Annotated in this window: 16 protein-coding genes; 15 read left to right on the top strand and 1 reads right to left on the bottom strand. The window is 51.2% G+C overall.

Annotation, left to right across the window (positions count from 1 at the left end):
- The first annotated feature begins 454 nt into the window (after positions 1 to 454).
- The 7 genes from AC6ESO_RS07290 to AC6ESO_RS07260 all read left to right on the top strand — a co-directional run bounded on the left by AC6ESO_RS07290 (position 455) and on the right by AC6ESO_RS07260 (position 9,861).
- Positions 455 to 1,429 (top strand): ABC transporter permease, encoded by a 975-nt coding sequence (locus AC6ESO_RS07290; protein WP_497090790.1) that lies wholly within the window; start codon positions 455 to 457, stop codon positions 1,427 to 1,429.
- 12 nt (positions 1,430 to 1,441) lie between these two features.
- Entirely contained in the window at positions 1,442 to 2,326 is an 885-nt protein-coding gene (locus tag AC6ESO_RS07285; RefSeq protein WP_497090789.1) for a carbohydrate ABC transporter permease, read from the top strand.
- A 66-nt stretch (positions 2,327 to 2,392) separates the two neighbouring features.
- Positions 2,393 to 4,015, top strand: a complete 1,623-nt coding sequence (locus AC6ESO_RS07280) for an ABC transporter substrate-binding protein (protein WP_497090788.1) — start codon at positions 2,393 to 2,395, stop codon at positions 4,013 to 4,015.
- A gap of 104 nt (positions 4,016 to 4,119) precedes the next feature.
- On the top strand, positions 4,120 to 4,848 hold the full coding sequence (locus tag AC6ESO_RS07275) for a ThuA domain-containing protein (RefSeq protein WP_497090787.1): 729 nt from the start codon (positions 4,120 to 4,122) through the stop codon (positions 4,846 to 4,848).
- 28 nt (positions 4,849 to 4,876) lie between these two features.
- Positions 4,877 to 5,929, top strand: a complete 1,053-nt coding sequence (locus AC6ESO_RS07270; RefSeq protein ID WP_497090786.1) for a Gfo/Idh/MocA family protein — start codon at positions 4,877 to 4,879, stop codon at positions 5,927 to 5,929.
- 413 nt (positions 5,930 to 6,342) lie between these two features.
- On the top strand, positions 6,343 to 8,832 hold the full coding sequence (locus AC6ESO_RS07265; protein ID WP_497090785.1) for a GH116 family glycosyl hydrolase: 2,490 nt from the start codon (positions 6,343 to 6,345) through the stop codon (positions 8,830 to 8,832).
- A gap of 198 nt (positions 8,833 to 9,030) precedes the next feature.
- Entirely contained in the window at positions 9,031 to 9,861 is an 831-nt protein-coding gene (locus AC6ESO_RS07260) for a phytanoyl-CoA dioxygenase family protein (RefSeq protein ID WP_497090784.1), read from the top strand.
- Positions 9,862 to 10,146: 285 nt separating this feature from the next.
- On the opposite strand, the gene AC6ESO_RS07255 is transcribed toward AC6ESO_RS07260, so the two are convergent.
- Positions 10,147 to 10,959 carry a helix-turn-helix transcriptional regulator gene (locus AC6ESO_RS07255; RefSeq protein WP_497090783.1) on the bottom strand — a complete coding sequence of 271 codons (813 nt, stop codon included), beginning with the start codon at positions 10,957 to 10,959 and terminating at the stop codon, positions 10,147 to 10,149.
- Between the two features lie 194 nt (positions 10,960 to 11,153).
- On the opposite strand from AC6ESO_RS07255, the gene AC6ESO_RS07250 reads away from it, so the two are divergent.
- From AC6ESO_RS07250 to AC6ESO_RS07215, 8 genes are all read left to right on the top strand, one after another.
- Positions 11,154 to 12,104, top strand: a complete 951-nt coding sequence (locus AC6ESO_RS07250) for a zinc-dependent alcohol dehydrogenase (protein WP_497090782.1) — start codon at positions 11,154 to 11,156, stop codon at positions 12,102 to 12,104.
- A 1-nt stretch (position 12,105) separates the two neighbouring features.
- Positions 12,106 to 13,110: a zinc-binding dehydrogenase gene (locus AC6ESO_RS07245; RefSeq protein WP_497090781.1), complete on the top strand. Its 1,005-nt coding sequence runs from the start codon at positions 12,106 to 12,108 to the stop codon at positions 13,108 to 13,110.
- A 291-nt stretch (positions 13,111 to 13,401) separates the two neighbouring features.
- A complete protein-coding gene (locus AC6ESO_RS07240; RefSeq protein WP_497090780.1) occupies positions 13,402 to 14,418 on the top strand; it encodes a LacI family DNA-binding transcriptional regulator in 1,017 nt (338 codons plus the stop codon).
- 121 nt (positions 14,419 to 14,539) lie between these two features.
- A complete protein-coding gene (locus AC6ESO_RS07235) occupies positions 14,540 to 15,454 on the top strand; it encodes a carbohydrate ABC transporter permease (RefSeq protein ID WP_497090779.1) in 915 nt (304 codons plus the stop codon).
- A complete protein-coding gene (locus tag AC6ESO_RS07230; RefSeq protein ID WP_497090778.1) occupies positions 15,455 to 16,339 on the top strand; it encodes a carbohydrate ABC transporter permease in 885 nt (294 codons plus the stop codon).
- Positions 16,340 to 16,375: 36 nt separating this feature from the next.
- Positions 16,376 to 17,671, top strand: a complete 1,296-nt coding sequence (locus AC6ESO_RS07225; RefSeq protein WP_497090777.1) for an ABC transporter substrate-binding protein — start codon at positions 16,376 to 16,378, stop codon at positions 17,669 to 17,671.
- 120 nt (positions 17,672 to 17,791) lie between these two features.
- Positions 17,792 to 19,825, top strand: coding sequence for an alpha-galactosidase (locus AC6ESO_RS07220; protein ID WP_497090776.1), 2,034 nt, complete (start codon positions 17,792 to 17,794; stop codon positions 19,823 to 19,825).
- Positions 19,826 to 19,941: 116 nt separating this feature from the next.
- On the top strand, positions 19,942 to 20,724 hold the full coding sequence (locus AC6ESO_RS07215) for a transglutaminase domain-containing protein (RefSeq protein WP_497090775.1): 783 nt from the start codon (positions 19,942 to 19,944) through the stop codon (positions 20,722 to 20,724).
- The last annotated feature ends 82 nt before the right edge of the window (positions 20,725 to 20,806 follow it).

Here is a 20,806-nt window from a genome sequence, read left to right as displayed (position 1 = left end):
CACATTGGTGGGATACCGGGGAATTTAGCGCAAGAGTAGCTCCCAGAGCAACACATTGGTGGGATACCGGGGAAATTAGCGCAAGAGTAGCTCCCAGAGCAACACATTGGTGGGTAACCGAGGAATTTAGCGCAAGAGTAGCTCCCAGGGCAACACATGATGCACACCTGGAGATCCACATGGTAACTATAAGCAGCAATTTTTGAGCAAGAAGCACACCTAGAGATCTACTTAGTAGCCAAAACAGCAATTTTCGAGCATGAAGCGCACCTAGAGATCTACATGGTAGCTAAAACAGTAACTTCTGATCAAGTCAAACGGTATTAGCCGTTATTTTCGCATGTCCATGTGAAGATGTCACAAATCGACTAGGCGAGGGTGACAAAAACGGTAGGGGCGTAATCGGATTCTCGGTATGATGATCACATCAACAAGCAACAGGATGGTGAACAGCATGGGAGCAGATCAGCCGCTTACAGCGGTGGCGGCAAGTAAGAAAGTGAAAGGGAGAGCGGGCAATCCTCTTCGGGCGTTGCTGAAATATCACGCGCTTTGGCTATTAGCCTTACCCGGTATTTTGCTGCTGCTGATTAATAATTACATGCCGATGTTCGGCATATTCCTCGCATTCAAGAGCTTGAACTTCTCCAAGGGCATCTGGGGCAGCGACTGGGTCGGCTTCGATAACTTCAAGTTTCTGTTTGCTACCAATGACATTTGGCGCATTATCGCAAACACGGTGCTGTACAATATCGCTTTTATCGTGATCAATACGGCCCTCTCGATTCTGCTCGCGCTATTGCTCAATGAGGTGAGAAGCAAGGTGCTGTCGAAGTTTTTTCAAAGCTCGATGCTCCTGCCGCATTTTATATCGATGGTGGTGGTGGCCTATCTCGCGTTCGGCTTCCTCAACCCGGATCTGGGGTTCATCAACAAAGCGATTCTGGAACCGTCGGGGCACGAAGCAGTCTCATGGTACATGTCACCTAAGTACTGGCCATATATTCTGATCATCGTGAACAGCTGGAAGTCAGTCGGCTTCGGTTCGATTATCTACTTGGCGACGATCGTCGGCATCGATAAGGAATATTACGAGGCGGCGATGATTGACGGAGCCGGGAAGTGGAAACAAATGACGAAGATAACGGTTCCGTTTCTGATCCCGATCATGATCATCCTCACGCTGCTGTCGATTGGCCGGATTTTCAATGCGGACTTCGGCTTGTTCTACCAGGTGACCATGAATTCAGGCATGCTGAAGGAGGTCACGGAGGTCATCGATACTTACGTGTACAACGCGCTGCTTGTCTCCGGGGATACCGATTTAGCGTCATCGGCCGGGTTGCTTCAGTCGGTTATCGGATTTATTTTGGTCGTGTCGGTCAACATGCTTGTGAAACGAGTCAGCAGTGATAAAGCTTTATTTTAAAGGTGGGAGAGCATGAACAACAGCAATCGGACGAACCCGGTCATCATCGTATTCTTTATCATTGTCAGTCTGGCGAGCTTGCTTCCGTTCTGGCTCATCCTCATGGTGTCGCTTACGGGTCAAAATGCACTGGTCAAATACGGATACAGCTTCTGGCCTCAAGACTTCGATCTTGCCGCTTACCGCTTCCTCATGCATGATGCGGAGCCGATCCTTCGTGCATATGGCGTTTCGATATTCGTCACCGTTGTCGGTACGGTCGTGAGTTTGTTTGTTACATCGGCGTTAGCATATACCTTGTCGCGGAATGATTTTCCGTTCCGCAATGTACTCAGCTTCTACGTGCTGTTCACGATGCTCTTCGGAGGGGGCTTGCTCCCATGGTACCTCGTGTATACGAAGTTTCTGCATTTGCAAGACACGCTTCCGGCGCTCATCATCCCCGGCTTGCTAGGCGGATTCAACGTATTCATAATGCGGACGTATTTCACGACCAGCATCCCGCCATCCTTAGTGGATTCGGCACAAATTGACGGAGCCAGCGAGTATCGGACGTACTTCAGCATTATTTTGCCGCTATCGCTTCCGGTGCTTGCGACGATTGGATTGTTCGTCATCGTGACGTACTGGAATGACTGGTTCACAAGCTTGGTGTTTATCAACAATGACAGGCTGTACAACCTGCAATACTTCCTCTACAACACGCTCATGAATGCCCAATATCTGCAGGCTATTGCGAGCAAAGCGCATATTGATGCGGCGTCCACGCAAATCCTTCCGCTGGAAGAGCTGCAGATGGCAATGGCGATTATCGCGGTGCTGCCGATTGCGATGGTGTTCCCGTTTTTGCAAAAGTATTTTGTGAAAGGCCTAACGGTAGGCGCTGTGAAAGGCTGAATTCGGCAACAGCCGATTTAGTATATAGACATCATATAGAGCATTCATTATGGGAGGTTACAGAAAATGAAACGTGTATCAAAAGGATCCTTCGTTTTGTCATCGCTGCTCCTTTCGCTCTCACTCGTAGCGGCAGGCTGCTCCAGCGGCAACAACAATGCAGCTAACAACGAGAAGCCGGCGAATCAGGCTCAAGAGAGCACGAACACCAACACGGGCGCCACTAATACGACCGAAGCACCGAAAGCGCTGGAGCCGTACGAGGTTGTCATGGTTTATCCCGATGGCAAGCAATATGACCTTGGCGTCGTGCAAACCGCGATGAACGATTACTTGAAACAAACCTATCCGGATATGAATATGACGGTTAAGCTGAACCCGATCGATTGGAGCGCTTACGCCGACAAGACGAACCTGATGATGTCCTCCGGGCAAAAGTTCGACTTGATCTGGACGGCAAACTGGATGAATTTCGATGCACAGGTGAATAAAGGCGGACTGCTTCCGCTAGACGATTTACTTGCTCAGAACGCGCCGGATATTGAGGCAGTCGAAGGTAAATTCCATGACGGCGCACTGCGCAACGGCAAGATCTATGGCGTTCACGTGCATCAGGAGCTGGGCAATCCACAAGGCGTCGCGATCAGCAAAGCACTCGTCGATAAGTACAATCTGGATCTAAGCGCGCTGAAATCCGGCGAGTTCAAAGATCTCGGGCCTATCTTGAAAACGATCAAGGAAAATGAGCCCGGCGTAACGCCTGCTGTTGGACCTTCGTTCCCCCTCGGCGCTTACTACGGATCCGGCAGCACAGCGAATATCGTTGGTCCGGTTGGGCTTGATCTGAGAGATACCGATCCGAACAACACGTACAAAGTCGTGAATACCTATGCAACGCCGCGTTATATGGAGCTTGCGAAGCTGACGCGTGAATGGTTCAAAGCAGGTTACATCAATAAGGATGCAACAACGCCTGGCGTAGATATTTGGAAGAAGTTCCAAGCCAAGACGGCATTCGCTTCCATCGGCAGCGACTTGGATATCCTGGCAGGCACCGAAATCGGCTCGCCGCAGCTGATGCCAAGCAAAACAAGCAGCGTAGGCAGCGACATCATTCAAGTGCCGCTTAATATCGACAGACTGCAAACGACGAAGCTTGCTGCTACGATGCAAGGGATTTCGCAAACCTCGAAGGACCCGGCTCGTGCGATGATGCTGCTTAACCTGTTCTACAAAGATCAGAAGCTGCTGAGTTTGTTCAACTTCGGCGTCGAAGGTACGCATTATGTGCTGAAAGACGGTCAAGTAGCGCTCCCAGACGGTAAAACACAGGATACAGTCGGCTTCTATCACGACAATATGTGGCAGATCGGGAACCAAATGCTGAACTACACCCGTGTAGGCGAAGATCCGAACAAGTACAAAAACTATGAAGAGTTTAACCAGAAGGTATCTAGCAACCCTTCGCCAATCCTAGGCTTCGTATTTAACTCTGAGCCTGTGAAGAATGAGCTGATTGCCGTTAGCAAAGTACAAAGCACATTCGATCCGGGTCTGCAATCGGGTCAGCTTGATCCGGAGGTTGAAATTCCGAAGCTGATCGAGAAGCTCAAAGGCGCAGGCATTGACAAAATCATTGCCGAAGCGCAAAAACAGCTGGACGAATGGCGCGCAGCAAACGGAAAGTAAGGATTACAGCCAAGGGGTATAATCCAAGCGATTATACCCCTTCACTTATTAAACCGGCAGTTTCGATCGTTTGGCCGGCATAACTAACAGGATGGTGTTCATAGATGATTAAAGTAACGGTTTGGAATGAATATTTGCATGAAATCAATAATCCGACTGTAGCGGCTATTTATCCGAAAGGCATTCACGGCGCACTGGCGGAGGGCTTATCCGGCGAGCAAATCAGCGTAAGAACAGCAACACTTGCGGAGCCGGAGCACGGCTTGTCCGAGGAAACGCTGAGCAATACCGATGTTCTTATTTGGTGGGGACATCTGGCGCATGATCAAGTGGATGATGCGATCGTGGAGCGGGTCTATAACCGGGTTCTGAAAGGAATGGGACTTATCGTTTTGCATTCCGGCCATGCTTCCAAGATCTTCGGCAAGCTGCTGGGTACACCGACAGGGCAATTGAAGTGGCGTGAAGCAGATGACAAAGAGCGTATTTGGGTCATCGATCCCGCACATCCGATTGCAGCGGGAATTGGGGAGTACATTGAGCTGGATAAAGAAGAAATGTACGGCGAGCATTTCCATATTCCTGCGCCGGATCAGCTCGTATTCGTCTCGTGGTTCGAAGGCGGAGAAGTGTTCCGAAGCGGCGTTACGTACCATCGTGGACAGGGCAAAATCTTCTATTTCCGTCCGGGTCACGAAACGTATCCGACCTACTACAACGAAGAAATTCTTCGTGTCATCGCCAATGGCGTACACTGGACCGCTCCGAGCGGGACGGCTGCTCCCGTATACGGTCATTCGGCGCCGCTGGAGCCGATTTCGGTGAAAGCATAATGGTTGCGCCTGGGAGGGGAGATAAGCAATGAGCAAGTTTCGTATTGGATTAATAGGGCTTGGCGGCATGGCAAACGCGCATATTCGCTGGTTGGCTGACGAGGGGGAGCGGTTCGAGGTTGTGGCCGTAAGCGATGTTAGCGCGGAGGCGTTGACGCGAGTTGGCGATCAACTTGGCCTTGATGAAAGTAAAAGATATGCCGACTTTGGCGCGTTGGTTGAGGACCCGGAAGTAGATGCCATCGTATCGGCAACGCCGAACCATGTTCACGCGGCTATCATTCATGCTTGTTTGAAGGCGGGCAAACCGTTCATGGCGGAGAAGCCGTTTACACGCGTGTTTGAGGAAGCGGGACCGCTGCTTGAGCTGTATAAGCAGCAGCCGGTAGCGGCAATGATTGGCTTTACGTACCGTTACACGCCTGCTTTCCGATACGCCCGTGAACTCGTGCTGCAGGGTAAACTGGGAACGATCCGCAGTTTCTCCTTGCAGTATTTGCAGGGCTGGGGTGCGGCGCAGTATAAGGTTCCTTATGTTTGGCGATTCGATAAGAACATTACCGGGACAGGTACGCTTGGCGACCTCGGTTCGCATATGATCGACTTGGCGCGTTTCCTGTTCGGCGAGTTCGAGGAGCTGTCTGCACAGCTGAAGACGATTATTACGGAACGTCCCGATGCAGCGACAGGACAGATGGTTCCCATCGAAGTCGATGACTTTGCCAGCTTCCAAGCGCGGATGACAGGTGACGTGATGGGTGTTTTCCAAACATCCCGTAATGCGATCGGCTCGGGCAACCAGCATGAAGTATCCATCTATGGCGACTTCGGCACCATCCACGCCTCTACGGAAAATCCGGATAAACTGATCTGGATCCGCGAGGAGGAGCCGGGTCAGCTGTCCAGATCGACGCTTGATGTGCCAAGCTCGTGCAAAGTCTCCCAGTATTCTGATTTTCTCGCGATGCTGGATGGCAAGGAACCAAGCGGCCTCCCGGGCTTCATGGACGGATACCGCAATCAACAGGTGCTGGATGCGATCATCCGTGCGAGTGAGACGAAGACGGTTGTACGGTTGTAATAGATTTGCTGGGGAAGCCGCAAATGCTGAGGCTCTTCGTATAATTAGGTCAACCAGATTACTCTGGTTGGCCTTTTTTTATTCTAACGAACCGTACGGGCCTTATTTGATCGAATAGCAGCGGTTTGAAAATCTAACGAACCGTACAGGCGCTATTTGGCCCAAAGCACGTGCATTTCAGCCTATTTCGACTAAATAAGGTCCCTGTGGTTCGTTAGAATAATCGAGGAGCCCTTTTCTCTCAAATAAGGCCACTGCGGTTCGTTAGAATACCGAGGGGAATGACGAGCGAGCCTCTCCGGGAGAAAGTTTTATTCAATTGGGGAGAGATTTGTAATCGGTTCCATGAAACTCGTATTCATAGGATAAGAGAGCGCTTATGATGGATGGAGACTCATTAAGGGGGAATCAGTATGAGCCAGCAATCTTACAGTCAATCGTATTCGGGGAATCGTAATGCCCACATCGCTTATCCGCTTGGCGGGATAGGGGCGGGCATGTTTTGTCTGGAGGGAACGGGGGCGATGTCCCATTTCTCTTTACGTCATGCACCTAATATTACGCACGAACCTATCATTTTTTCCGGCTTGTGCATTAAAGGGGAGCAGGACAATATTGCTAGGGTCATGGAAGGCCCGATTCCTTCTTGGAAGATCTACGGCAATAAAGCGGAGTCGATGAATCCAGGCAGCGGGCTGTTCGGGAAGCACTTCGGCTTGCCGCGCTTTGAGAGCAGTACGTTTCACGCCAGGTTTCCGTTTGGGACCGTTGAACTGAATGATCATCAGCTTCCTGTCGAGGCGTCGATTACGGGCTGGAGTCCGTTTATTCCCTTACATGCAGACGACTCGAGCTTGCCTGCGGCAGCGCTCGAAATTACGCTAATCAACAAAACAGACCGCCCTGTTGAGCTTGTGTATTCCCTTCATGCGGCCAACTTTATGGCGTTCAATAAATCGACGAAACAACGGGTATACGGCGCGAATTCAGGCAAAGGCTTTGTACTGGAGCAATCGCCGGAGGAAGGAAAGCCATGGGAAGAAGGTTCATTCAGTGCCTTCACGGATCATCCGAACGCCAAAGTCGACTGCGCCTGGTTCCGCGGAGGATGGTTCGATTCGTTAACCATGGTTTGGAACGCGATTAAAGAAGGCCGAAGTGTGGAGAAACCGGAAGTAACGGAAGGGAAGCCAAGCCCGGGAGGAAGTTTGTTTGTTCCGATTACGCTTGCTCCTCATGACCGCGAGGTCATTCGAATCATGCTGTCTTGGTATGTGCCGGAGACAAATCTGATTGAAGGTGTAGAAGCAGCTAAACATGCGGATTGGGCCGGAGAATACCATAAGCCTTGGTACGCCGGCAAATTTGCAACCATCTCGGAAGTCTCCGAGTACTGGTTCCGTCATTACGATTCGCTTCGCGAAAGAAGTCTGAAGTTTAGCGACACGTTCTTTGGCACTTCGCTCCCTGCGGAAGCCAAGGATGCAATAACCGCCAATCTTACGATTCTGAAATCACCTACTGTGTTACGACAGACGGATGGCCGGATGTGGGGCTGGGAAGGGCAGCAGCTCAAAGAGGGAAGCTGCAGCGGTTCTTGCACGCATGTCTGGAACTATGCGCAAGCGGTGCCGCATCTGTTTCCGGAATTGGAGCGCAGCTTGCGGGTTTCGGAATTTACGGAAGGGCAGGATGAACGGGGGCATCAGAATTTCCGGGTTCCGCTGCCCATTCAGCCGGCAAGCCACAAGTATCACGCAGCTTCGGATGGCCAGCTAGGCGGCATCATGAAGGCTTACCGTGAATGGAGAATCAGCGGGGACACCGAGTGGCTCCGGAAGTATTGGCCGCACATCAAGCAAAGCTTGACGTATTGCAAGGAGCTTTGGGATCCCGATGGCATGGGGGTATTAATCGAGCCGCATCACAATACGTACGACATCGAATTCTGGGGACCGGACGGCATGTGCTCTTCCATTTACATTGGCGCGCTTAAAGCGGCTTCGCTCATGGGCGAAGCGTTGGGGGACCCTTCAAACGAATACGAAGAGCTATACCGCAAGGGCAGGAATTATCTGGAGCAAGAGCTGTTCAATGGCGAATATTTTGAGCAAAAGATTATTTGGCAGGGGCTCCGCGCGCCGGATCCGGCCAAATTGGTTCCCCAAGGAAATGATAACTACAAGGCAGCGGAGACATTGGAAGGACCGGAAGCTTGGAATGTCAACTACTCCAAGGAAGCCCAAGAGCTGCTGGAGCAGGAAGGTCCGAAGTATCAGTATGGGAAAGGCTGCTTGTCAGATGGGGTCATCGGAGCGTGGATCGCGGAAATGTGCGGGCTTGGGGATATCTTGGACCGCGAGATGGTCAAGTCCCACTTGCTAAGTATCTATAAGTACAATCTCAAACGCGACTTGTCCGAGCATGCTAACCCGCAGCGTTCAGGCTTTGCACTCGGACGAGATGGAGGGCTTCTTCTTTGTACATGGCCGAAGGGAGGTCAGCTGTCGCTCCCGTTCGTATATAGCAACGAAGTTTGGACCGGCATTGAATATCAAGTCGCTTCCCACTTAATGTCGGTTGGCTGCGTGGAGGAAGGGCTGGACATTGTGCGCGTTTGCCGCGACCGTTATGATGGAAGCGTAAGAAATCCTTTCGATGAATACGAATGCGGGCATTGGTATGCCAGAGCAATGGCCTCCTATGGCATTATCCAAGGCTGGAGCGGTATTCGGTACGATGCGGTGGAGCGCGTGCTCTACGTTTCGCCGAAAGTGTCAGGAGACTATAGCAGCTTCTTGTGCACAGCCTCCGGATACGGAATTGCCGGAATCCGCAATGGCGAGGTATTTGTGGAAGTGAAGGATGGCACGATAGAAATAGATGAGATTCGGTTGGCTTGACAAGCAGAGGTTTCTTTGGGGAAATGCTTACCGGTCTACCTGGTATTTATGACTAAATATTGGGCCGTTTCGATGTCTCATCCGCCGTTTGGTGAACGCCGTTTCACCAATTAATGCTTTCCAAGTGGGAATGAATTTGTTATTTTATAGCTTAGCAAGCGCGTTCTTACCAAAGCTAAACAGATTGGATGGGATAAAGTGAAAGTTAGTACAGAAGAATTAGCGTCCGGCCAGCTGTTGCCCGCGACGATTGAATTGGCCGTACAGTTGATTCAAGTAAATGGTTATGTGTTGATCGAAGAAGTGCTGCCACGGACGCAGATCGAGGAATTGAACAATAGAATCGGCGATTTCCTCGAAGGCTTTATGGTGAAGAACAAGTTCAGCCTCGAAGAAGGCTTCCATGATGGTACGAACCATATCGGCATGTATTTGCCGTTTGAGCAGCCGTTCTGCGATGAATCGCTCATTGCGCATCCGTTCGTAACGGCTATTGTGGATCAAATTCTGGGTTCCGATTGCGAGCTCACTTATTTTGCATCGAACACGTCCATGCCTAAAGGGACCAAGTCGCAAGACGTCCACGCCGACATGGGGGCTAGATTCGGCAGCCGTTTTGGCGTGAACGTGCCAATTACCAATCTTGTCGTGAACTACCCGCTCGTAGACGTCAATGATGAGAACGGTCCGATGGAAGTATGGCCCGGCGGTACGCACCTGCACCCGGATAGCTGGTACAGCTCGAAAGTGGTCAACAAACCTGAACTGGCTCCGCATATGCTTTCCTTCAAAGCCCATATGCCTGCCGGCTCCATCATGATTCGTGACGACCGCATGTGGCACCGCGGCACGCCGAATCGCTCCGACAAGCCAAGACCGAACATTGCGTTGATCTACTCGTCTACATCAACTGCGCCTTACCAAGGCAGCCTGCAAATTCCGCAGGAGACGTACGATAAGTTCTCGGATCGCGCGAAGCAGCTGGTTCGCAAGCAGAAGATCGGTTCTGAAGTAATTAAGCCTTACTAATAGCGAATTTGAGCAGCAGAAAGCACCTGACCAAGCGGTCAGGTGCTTTCTGCGTTTCGTCGCTGCTCTGTTTCGGAGAGCTAACTCGTCTGGGCATCTACTTGGTCCAGATTCGGAGCAGTAAACAACCGCCGCAGTTGCTCGATAGACAAGTAGCTCATCCAGGGATCTACATGGTCCAAACTCGGAGAAGCAAACAATTGCCGTAGTTGCTTGATAGAGAAGTAGCTTACCTGAGGTGAGAATCAGATAAACCGATTCTCACCCTATTAAATTTCTACCCTCTCAAGTCCGCAACGGCTTTCGCCACTCGCTGGGCGACATGCCGAATTGCTTTTTGAAGGTTCGGCTGAAATAGTGAATGCTCTGAAAACCGCATGCCTGTGAGACATGCTGCACCGTCATATCGGAATGAAGCAAATACTGCGAAGCGGCAGCTAGGCGAAGCTCGTTTAAGTAGCTGAATGGTGTCTTTCCGGTATGCTGCCGGAACAGTCGCACGAGATAAGAAGGGTTGTAGTGCGTATAATCGGCGATGGTCTGCAGCGAAATTGATTGAGGAAATACCGACTCCAAGAATCGCAGCACCTCTGTGACGAGCATCTCGCCTGAGGAGTAACTGGGCGTCTGTGCTGTCAATGCCGTGATATTAGGGATGAACACGAGCAGCTTATGGAGATCTGAGAGTAATGCTTCTTGAAAAATCGCCGGGGCAAGCGAAGCTTCCGCCGTCATCAGCATACGGACTGCCTCGAAAGCAGCACGTAATGCTGGATAAGGCGCACTGCTCCAACTAATATCCGATTGCATGCTGTTCCAGCGATAAATGAGATCAACGCTGGGAAGCGCATCGGCATTCTCTTCATGGAATTCAACGAACCAATAACAGAGCCGATGCGACCGCTGAACCAACTGATGAGGCGTATTCGGCAAAATGACAAACAAGGCTGTACCATTGGCATGATACGTCATACCCGACCATTCCAAATCAGCCTCTCCCTCCGTAATACAGAGCAGCTCACCATAGGGATGGACGCCTCCGGCGCGGCTGCCGACACCTCCTTCAACCGCAGCTAAGCCATGTTTTCTGATCCTCATCTTTTGCCACCGCTTTCAACATGTCAATGATGTGCAAATCATATCATGGACCACAATACTCGTAAACGGTTGAATCGCACCACTTTGCGCAAACCATCAATATGGAGTGCAAAGACATCCTGCTTGTAAGCGCTTATCCTAAGAAGTATCAGGACCAGCCAAAATCCGGCTCGGCCATAAGGAGATGAACGCTCATGAAAGCGATCCAAATTACAGGTGTAAACCAGTATGAATCTATTGAAGTGCCTATACCCGAAATCAAAGATGATCAAGTGCTTGTCCGGATCCATCTTGTAGCGACCTGCCCTCGCTGGGATTTAAACATGATGGGCGGCAAAGATATGTTCATTCAGAACCGCCAGCCGGATTATCCGCTGCCTCCGGGTTTCCCCGGTCATGAAGCGGTAGGTACAGTGGAAGCAGTCGGCGCGAGCGTGCAGGGTTTTGCGCCAGGTGATCGAGTGGCGGCGCTGGAGCATCTTTCACCCGGCTATGGAGCGTACGCACAGTACATGGCTTATCGCGAGAACGATCTGCTGAAGCTGCCGGATCACATTTCGGATAAGCGTGCCGTTTCTTCGGAGCTGCTCAAGTGCGTAATGTATGGCTTAGATCAGTTTGATGATTTGCAAGGCAAGACGATGCTGGTTGCGGGCCTTGGCCCAGCCGGCATTCTGGCGATGCAGCTGGCTTCGCTCTGGGGAGCAAAAGTGACGGCGATTGATGTAAATAGAGAGCGCGTTGAATTCGTAAACGGACTTTCCTTAGGCGTCGAAGCAGTACATGCGGATGATCTCAGAGACCGCAGATTCGATCTTGGCTATGATTGCGTAGGCTACGCCCCATCCGTACAAAACGTTCTCGACCGCACCGATGAGCATGTCATCATCTTCGGCGTGCTTCGCGGCGATATCACCTACCCGGAATCGTATTGGTTCAAAGGGACAAAGCTGGAATCCTACCGCTATCATCCGGTTACGAAGCGGGATCGCCATTTGCTGTTAGATGCACTTAGCAATCCGGCTTTCAACACGGAATGTTTGCAAACCGAAGAACTCTCATTCAGAGAGTATAAGCGAGGCGTTGAACTTCTAAAGGCGCAGCAAGCGATTAAGATCTGTTTTAACTTGCAGGGGGATTTCTAATATGAAAGCAATGGCAGTCGTTTTTGAGACAAAAGAAGTCGTGAGCGTTCGGACCGTAGAAGTGCCTGAACCAACGGATCGTGATGTCGTCATTGAGCTGGAATATTCCTGGATCAGCATCGGAACCGAATCCTCCTTCTTCCGCGGGGAACGTATATCAGGCGAGACTCCGTACACCGAAGGAGGACCTTGGCCTTTCCCTCATGTGCCCGGCTATCAGAAGGTAGGGCGTGTTATCTCGGTAGGTGGAGAAGTAACCCATGTAAAAGCAGGTGATCGCGTATTCGCCTCCGTCAGCAAAGTAGACGGCATGTATTTCGATTTTGGCGGTCACATCAATCCGGCAGTTACGGACGGCTCCCAAGTGTGGAAGCTATCGGAGGATGGGCCGGAGCCGCTAGCCTACTCCGGTACGGTGCTGACGCAGGTCGGCTATAACTGCGGCATACGGCCGCCGATCTCACAAGGAGACGTCGCGGTTGTTATCGGCGACGGGCTCGTTGGCCAATGGGCGGCACAGACGCTGGCTCATCGCGGCGCGCAGGTTTATCTGCTCGGCCATCGGGAGGAAAGGCTGGGGCTGGCCGTTGCGGGTGGTTATGCGATTCCAATCAATGGCCATATCAGCGATCCCGCTCAAGTACTGCAGCGTGCAAACCAGCAGCTCGCCATCGTGATCGACACGGTGGGCAGCCTCGAAACGTTCCGCAAGCTGCAGCCGCTGATGAAACACGACAGCCATCTCGTTTCTGCAGGCTACCTAGGCGAAGCAGGCATGATTGATATTCAAAAGCTGCGCGAGCAAGAGATCACGCTTCATACCCCATCCGGCTGGTCAGGAGAACGGATGGCAGCCACGATTGCTGCCATTGAAGAAGGGTGGCTAACGACGGAGCAGCTGATCACGCATCGGTTTCCCGCCACGGATGCCGCGGAAGCTTGGGAGCTGATTACTGCGCCGAAAAGTCCATGTTTAGGCGTCCTATTGGACTGGCGCGAGGTATAGATTGACCTTAAAGGGCTGTCTCAAAAGTGCGCAAGGCAACTTTTGGGATGGCTCTTTGCTTCTTTGTATGTTCATAGAGGAATCTGGCAAAAGTGTAGCCCACAGAGCAACACATGAGTAGTTAGTTGACGAATCTAGCAAAAGTGTAGCTCCCAGAGCCACACATCAGCAAAATCCACCGGTTTATCCCGTGTGTTTATCCGCCAAATTGGCTATTGCAAACGCTATCATTTTGACCTATACTGAGTCCATAATCAATCCGAAACGTTTCGAATAGAGGATGTGCAAGTTGTGGCCACCATTAAAGACCTGGCAAAAGCAACAGGATTGTCGGTTACGACTGTATCAAGAGCGCTTAACGGATACAGCGACGTCAATGAGGAAACCCGCAAGAAAATCAAGCAGGCTGCCGAGGAATTGAATTATCGGCCCAGCGCTGCTGCCAGAAGTCTGGTGATGAAGAAATCGAGAACGATCGGCGTCATCATCTCGGATATTAACCGGGAAGGCGTCAAGGATGCGCTCGCATACGAAATATTGTGCGGCATCAATGACCGCTCGACGATGCTCGATTATGATATTTTGCTATTCAGCACGAGCTCCAAGAAACAGCTGAAGAAATCCTATTCGGATCTGTGCAGGGAGCGGGGCGTTGACGGCGCGATTGTGTTCGGCTTGCGGGTGAATGATCCGTACCTGGAGGAAATTGTGAGCAAAGCCGATTTCCCATGCGTACTGATCGACATTCCGGTCGAGAGCAAGAACACCGGCCACGTCACGACAGACAATGTGTACGGAGCAACGCTTGCGGTCAATCACCTGCTGGAGCTCGGTCACCGTAAGATCGCGATGATCAACGGGCATAACGAAGCGGCCGTCAGCATCAGAAGGCTGCAGGGCTACAAGCAAGCCTTGGAGAAAGCCGGCATCCCTTACGATCCGGATCTCGTCTTCGACGGAAACTTCTCGGAAGACGGCGGCTGTGAGGCGATGTATCGCATCTTGCTCAACCATCCCGATGTAACGGCGGTGTTCTCTGCCAGCGACTTGATGGTACTCGGCGCGCTCCGCGCAATGGAGAAGCTGAAGCGACAAGTGCCGCAAACATTATCCATCGTCGGCTATGACGACATCCCGGTAGCCGCCTATTGTTCGCCGAAGCTGACAACGATCCGGCAGGATAAATATGAGATGGGGTATCAGGCTGCGCAGCTCGTCATCGATATGATGGAGAACCGCCAAATTGATCGAAAAATTGTCTTGCAAAATGAATTAATTATCCGCGAGAGCACGAGAGCGATACCTTAGGAAGCTAATGAAAGCAGCGATTGAGGAGAGCAGCGGCGCTCTTTTTCAGAAGGGCATCCGAAACGTTTCGGAAAACCGAAAATAAGTTTAATTCCAACGATCTTGGAGGTGAACGACGAGTATGCGCACAAACAAGAAATGGTGGACCAGGTCCAGGCGCGAAGCGTTGGATGGGTATGTGTTTATGAGTCCTGCGATACTCGGCCTGTTATTCTTCATGCTGGGTCCGATCGCGGCATCGGCCTATTTCAGCTTTACGGACTACGATATTCTGAGCTCGCCCAAATGGGTCGGCCTGGACAATTATATGGAATTGTTCAAGGATTCGCTGTTCTGGCAATCGCTGAAGGTAACAATGATCTACTCCGTTGTAAGCGTTCCGCTCGGGCTAGTCGTTTCCTTAGCGCTGGCACTGCTGCTCAACAAGAACATTAAGGGGATCTTTTTCTTCCGAACGATATTTTACCTGCCTGCGGTTATGTCGGGAGTTGCGGTTGCGCTGCTGTGGAAGTGGATTTTCAATCCGGATTTCGGGTTGATCAACTGGGCCATCAGTTTAATCGGTTTCGAGGGACCGAAATGGTTTATCGATGAGCAGTGGGCGCTGCCGCCGATCATTATCATGGGACTCTGGGGCGTCGGCGGAAGCATGCTGGTTTATCTGGCGGGGCTGCAAGGCATTCCGACGGATCTGTACGAAGCTGCCGAGATTGACGGAGCGAACAGAAGAAAGCAATTCCGGCATATTACGCTTCCCATGCTCTCCCCGGTTATTTTCTTCAATCTGATTACGGGCATTATCGGAGCGCTCCAAGTGTTCACGGAAGGCTTCATCATGACGGCAGGCGGACCGAACAACGCTACGCTGTTCAGCGTGCTGTACTTATACCGCAACGCATTCGATTATTTACAAATGGGTTATGCGTCCGCGCTGGCTTGGGTGCTCTTCCTAATCATTCTCGCGTTCACGTTAATCATTTTCAAATCATCGCCGATGTGGGTCTTCTACGAAGGGAACAGGAGGTCGGGAAAATAAATGAACACGATCACACAAAACGATGCGCCTGTCCGTAGAAAGCTCTCTCGCAGCCAATCAGAGCTGATGTCCAAACTATTCAGCTATCTGCTGCTCTGCATCGGCTCCATCGTCATTCTGATTCCATTCGCCTGGATGCTGTCTACTTCATTGAAGCTCAAAGCGGATGTATACATTTTCCCGCCGCAGTGGATCCCGCAGCCGATGCAATGGCATAACTTCGTGGAAGCTTTTACGACATTTCCGTTTGGCTTATATACGCAGAACTCGGTCATTATTGTCGTATTCGTCATGATTGGAACGCTGTTCTCGTGCTCCTTCGCCGCCTATGGATTCTCGCGGCTGCATGCACCCGGACGCAATTTTATCTTCCTCGTGCTGCTGGCAACCATGATGCTGCCGAGCGCCGTAACGATGGTACCGATATATCTCTTCTTCAACAAGCTGGGCTGGGTGGATACATTCCTGCCGCTCATCGTTCCGGCTTGGTTTGGAAGCGCCTTCTTCATCTTCATGATGCGTCAGTTCTTCATGGGCATCCCGTATGAGCTCGAGGATTCGGCGCGGATCGACGGGTGCAACACGTATGGCATATGGGCGCGGATCATGGTTCCGCTTAGCAAGCCGGTGCTGGTTACGGTAGGAGTGTTCACGTTTATGGGGACCTGGAATGATTTCATGGGACCGCTCATTTATTTGACGGATGAGAATAAGCGTACTTTGGCGCTTGGTTTATCCTACTTCCAAGGTTCTGCCCGAAGCGCGCCAGATCTTCATCTCCTAATGGCCGCATCGCTCTATGCGATCGCTCCATGCGTCATTCTGTACTTCCTTTGCCAAAAGATTTTCGTCAAGGGCATGGTATTTACCGGCGTTAAAGGTTGACAACCATAACGTAAAACAGAGAAAAGAGGGATCTGTATGTTTCGCAAACGCAAGCTGGCTTTCGTAATGACGCTCGTCATGGCATTGTCGACGGTCTTGTATGGCTGCGGCGGGAATGACAACGGCAACACGGGCAGCAAGGATGAGAAGGTAGAGCTGAATTTCATCCGTTGGTCGAACGGCCCCGCTCTAGATGAAGAAGAGAAAGATAAAGTGAAACGCTTTAACGATACACATCCGAACATTCAAGTGAAAATGACGCTCCTGCCATGGGACGAAACGTTCAAGAAAATTGAGCTGTCCCTTGCTTCGAACTCGCCCGTAGACTTGTTCTACTGGGATGTGCCTGCCTACGCTTGGTACAAAAAAGGACTTATGAAAAATCTTCAGCCTTACTTCGACCGCGATCTGAACATGGCCGACTACGACGAGAAGCTGTTCGAGCCGTTTAAATTTGATGGCAGCAACATGTACGTTGCACCGGAAAACTATCAAACGCTCGTCATGTACTATAACAAAGACCTGTTCGACAAAGCGAATGTCGCGTACCCGAACGAGAACTGGAACTGGGACGATTACCTCGCAGCGGCCCAGAAGCTGACGATCAAAGAAGGCGACAAAACGGTGCAGTTCGGCACAAGCATGTCTCTCGGCGCATGGTGGGGCTGGATGGCGCTGAGCCAAGAACAAGGCGGTGCACTGGCGCCGAACATTCACGATCCGGAGAAGCTGTCGTTTAATACGCCGGAAACGAAGAATGCGCTGCAATACTTGCAGGATCTGATCTACAAGCATCATGTTGCACCGGATGCGGCGCAATCGAGCGCCCTTGGCGGCGACTTCTTGACGGGCAAAATTGCCATGTATGTTGGCGGTGACTGGGATCTGGGCAATCTTAAAGAGAAGAAGGACCTGCACTGGGATATGGCGCCAATGCCGAAGTGGGATGACAAACGCGTCGTTCCTTACTGGATGGGCGGCTATGCCATGACGGAGAAGTCGAAGCATCCGGATCAAGCATGGGAATTCATCAAATGGACGATGACCGAGAACCAAGAAACGCTGGCGAAACAGCAATCGTGGATTCCGATCAACAAAACCGCTCTCTCGAAGGTGGAAACGCCGGCATGGGCGCCGGAAGGCTACCAAACCGCTCGTTTTGACTGGATGAAATACGGCAACATCGGCGATATCTATCACCTCAGATGGCGCGAAGCGCAAGACAAAGCCATTTCGCCGCTGGTCGATCAAATTTTTGCAAACAAAATTACGGTCGACGAAGCGCTGAAGAAAATGGATGAGCAGGTCAACGAAATTATTTCGAAGAAATAGGTAAGAGGAGGCTGTGCTTTAAAGTAGAATTTCTACTTTGAGGTGCGGCCTTTTGCCTGCCGTGCGCGTTCGTTATCGATCGTGCATAGGTGAAATGACTGGATTAGGAGCGTGTGTGAATTGAATAGAGTAGAGCAAGCAATGAACGGGACGGACTTTGCGGTCTATGCGAATGGACGGAGGATAGATAAGCTGACAGAAGGTCTTCAATTAGTAGGGATAGATGAGAGAGAGGCGGCAGATGGGGCTCAGCACCATGCTTCTATCTATCATTACTGTGGTTCGTTCGATTTGATCATAGAGAGTCATGTGATCGCTTACGAGGGAACAACTTTGGTAGAGCGATGGGTTTCGGTGCGCAATAAAGGAACGGAATCCGTGACGATTGAACGAGTGGACTCCTTCCGGCTGCAGCTTCCCGAGGATTCGTGGACGCTCATGCACTATAAGAGCGAGTGGGGAGCCGAATTTGAACCGGTACGCATTCAGCTTGTTCAAGAGGATGTCATTCTACAAACAAGGCAAGGCCGTTCGTCGAAGGATATGCATCCTTGGATGAGTCTCATAGGGAGCGAAGGTGACCTGTTAACGGTATCTCCGATGTGGTCCGGCAACTGGATATTGCGTTGTGAACGAGCCGGGGAAATTGAAGCAGGCGCACGAGGCGAGAACAAAGAAGGAAGCGGCCACTTCGAAGTGAGCGGCGGGTTGAATGATTGGGAATTTGCCAAAGAGCTGCAGCCTGGGCAGACGATGGAAGGGATTCATGTCGCCATGGCGGCAGGAAGCGGCGGAGAGCTTAACAGTACTTCGATCCAGTTTGCTCGTGTGGGACGTAAGCATTGGTATGTGAGTAATGAATTCTCCCGTTCGCTTCCGGCAGAGTGGAATCATTGGTGGAGCTACGAGGACAAGACGATTAACGAAGAGGTATTCCGTGCAAATGCGGTGGAAGCGGCGAAGCTCGGCATTGAAATTTGCACGCTGGATGCCGGTTGGTTCGGTCCATCCGAAGCGGCTTCGGAATGGTTCGAGCACCGCGGCGATTGGGAAATGGTGAATACGTTGCGCTTCCCAAGCGGTATTCGTGCATTGTCCGATTTCGTGCATGGCCTTGGCATGAAGTTCGGACTGTGGTGCGAGATCGAAGCGCTGGGAAAATCCGCGAATTTATCGAAGCGCCATCCGTCCTTCCCTGCGCGCAGAGATGGGGAGCAGCTCGGATATCTCTGCTTTGGCAATCCTGAAGTGCAGGACTGGGCTTTCCGTACATTGGATGAGCTCATTACCGGCTATACCTGTCAGTGGATGAAGCTCGACTTTAACTTGGATCCGCAAGCAGGCTGTAATTGTACCGACCATGGACATGGCGCCGGCGATGGATTATTCGAGCATTACAACGGCTACTACCGCATGCTCGATCGCGTTCGCGCCAAACATCCTGAGGTGATTTTGGAAAATTGCTCTTCCGGCGGACTGCGAATTGATCTCGGGATGATGAGCCACACCCATACGACCTTTCTAAGCGATCCGGACTGGCCGGAGCACAGCCTGCAAGTTTTCTGGGGAGCGACCACGATGCTGGCGGCGGATGTCTGCTTGCACTGGAGTTACTCTGAGTTTCTGTGGAATTATGAGAAACAGCAGTTTCACCCGAATTCGCCGGACTTAAAGCCTCATCAATTCGATTGCTATACCCGAGTCGCAATGCTTCGCGGCTTCGGCATTTCGCAGAAGCTTCCGCAGATGCCGGCGTGGATGCGAGAACGGCTGGCGCATCATATTGAGGTATACCGGCGGACGGTGAAACCTTTCGTCCGCTCGGCGGATTTGTATCGATTGACCGGGCAGCCGGTGAGGGGCGGTCTCGGTGATTGCTGGTCCGCTTATCAATACAGCCAGCAAAGCGGCGAGGAGCATTTGCTGTTCGTATTCCGTCTGCCCGGTGCAGAAGCGTCTCGCTCGATTCGCCTGCAAGCTCTGGATAAGGGAGCTGCCTATCAAGTGGTGTTCTTATCCGGTGATCGCAGTGATCGCCAAGCGGAGTCGATTGCATTAACAGGGCAGCAATTGATGGAAGATGGAATACGTTTCAGCGAGCTGGCGATCGAAGAATCTGCTCTGCTGCTCATCAATAGGATTACAGCGTTGTAACATCGGATTCAATTTGATTTCCCATATTTTCCTCATTTGCTTTATTCTAACCATTCTACTTTGCTATAATGGATCTACGTAAAGCCAAGAGGCAGGTAGAAGGGAGTCAAATTGGCATGCACCCATTCCTTATACGGTTGGCCCTCGTCTCTTTGATTCTGATTGCGGGACTTGGTTCGGATTTTCGAGAGACTAATGCCCAGATGGCATCGAATAGCACAACGCTGCGGGAGCTGAAAGCAGACATTCTTCAGCAGCTGCTTGAACAGAAGCCGGAAATTTCGATCGCCTACGATGGAGATCGCACGGAGCTGTCCAAGCAGTTTCCGGTTCTTATACGGGATACCTTTGCTGCTAACGATTATATTGCCTACATTGTAGATTCGTATCTCTATACGATTCGGACATGGGGCTCTTCTGCCAAGATTAAGCTGACGATTACGTACCGTGAAACAGCTGAGCAAACGAGCAAATTGGATCAATTGATCGATCAAGCTTTGCCTTCCATTGCCTCGGACAAAATGAATCCTCTAGAGAAGGTCACTTATATTCACGATTGGATCGTAAGGCATGTGGCTTACGATACAACGCTGCAGCGATATACGGCATTGGATGCGCTTGAAACAGGCAAGGCCGTCTGTCAAGGCTACTCGCTCCTGGCCTACCGCATGCTGATGCATGCCGGCGTGGAGTCGAGAATCGTGGAAGGCAAGGTCGATTCCGGCAGTCATGTGTGGAATTTGGTACGCCTGAATGACGGCTGGCATCACATGGATGTAACTTGGGACGATCCGCTTCCGGATCGTCCCGGTCAAGTCAGTCACGAGTATTTCATGAAAAACGACCGTTTCATGAGACAGGATCACAGCTGGGATAAGGCGTATCCGTTGACGCGGTAATGGGCGAGCGGAAAAAATAATGCAAAGAAAATAAACAACAATAAAGCCATCGATCATGCAAAAAAGGGCTTCCTAGCTGTAA

The organism is Paenibacillus rhizoryzae (assembly GCF_059686995.1).
The sequence above is the reverse complement of the archived record's forward strand: the minus strand, read 5'-3'. Positions and strand labels throughout refer to the sequence as shown.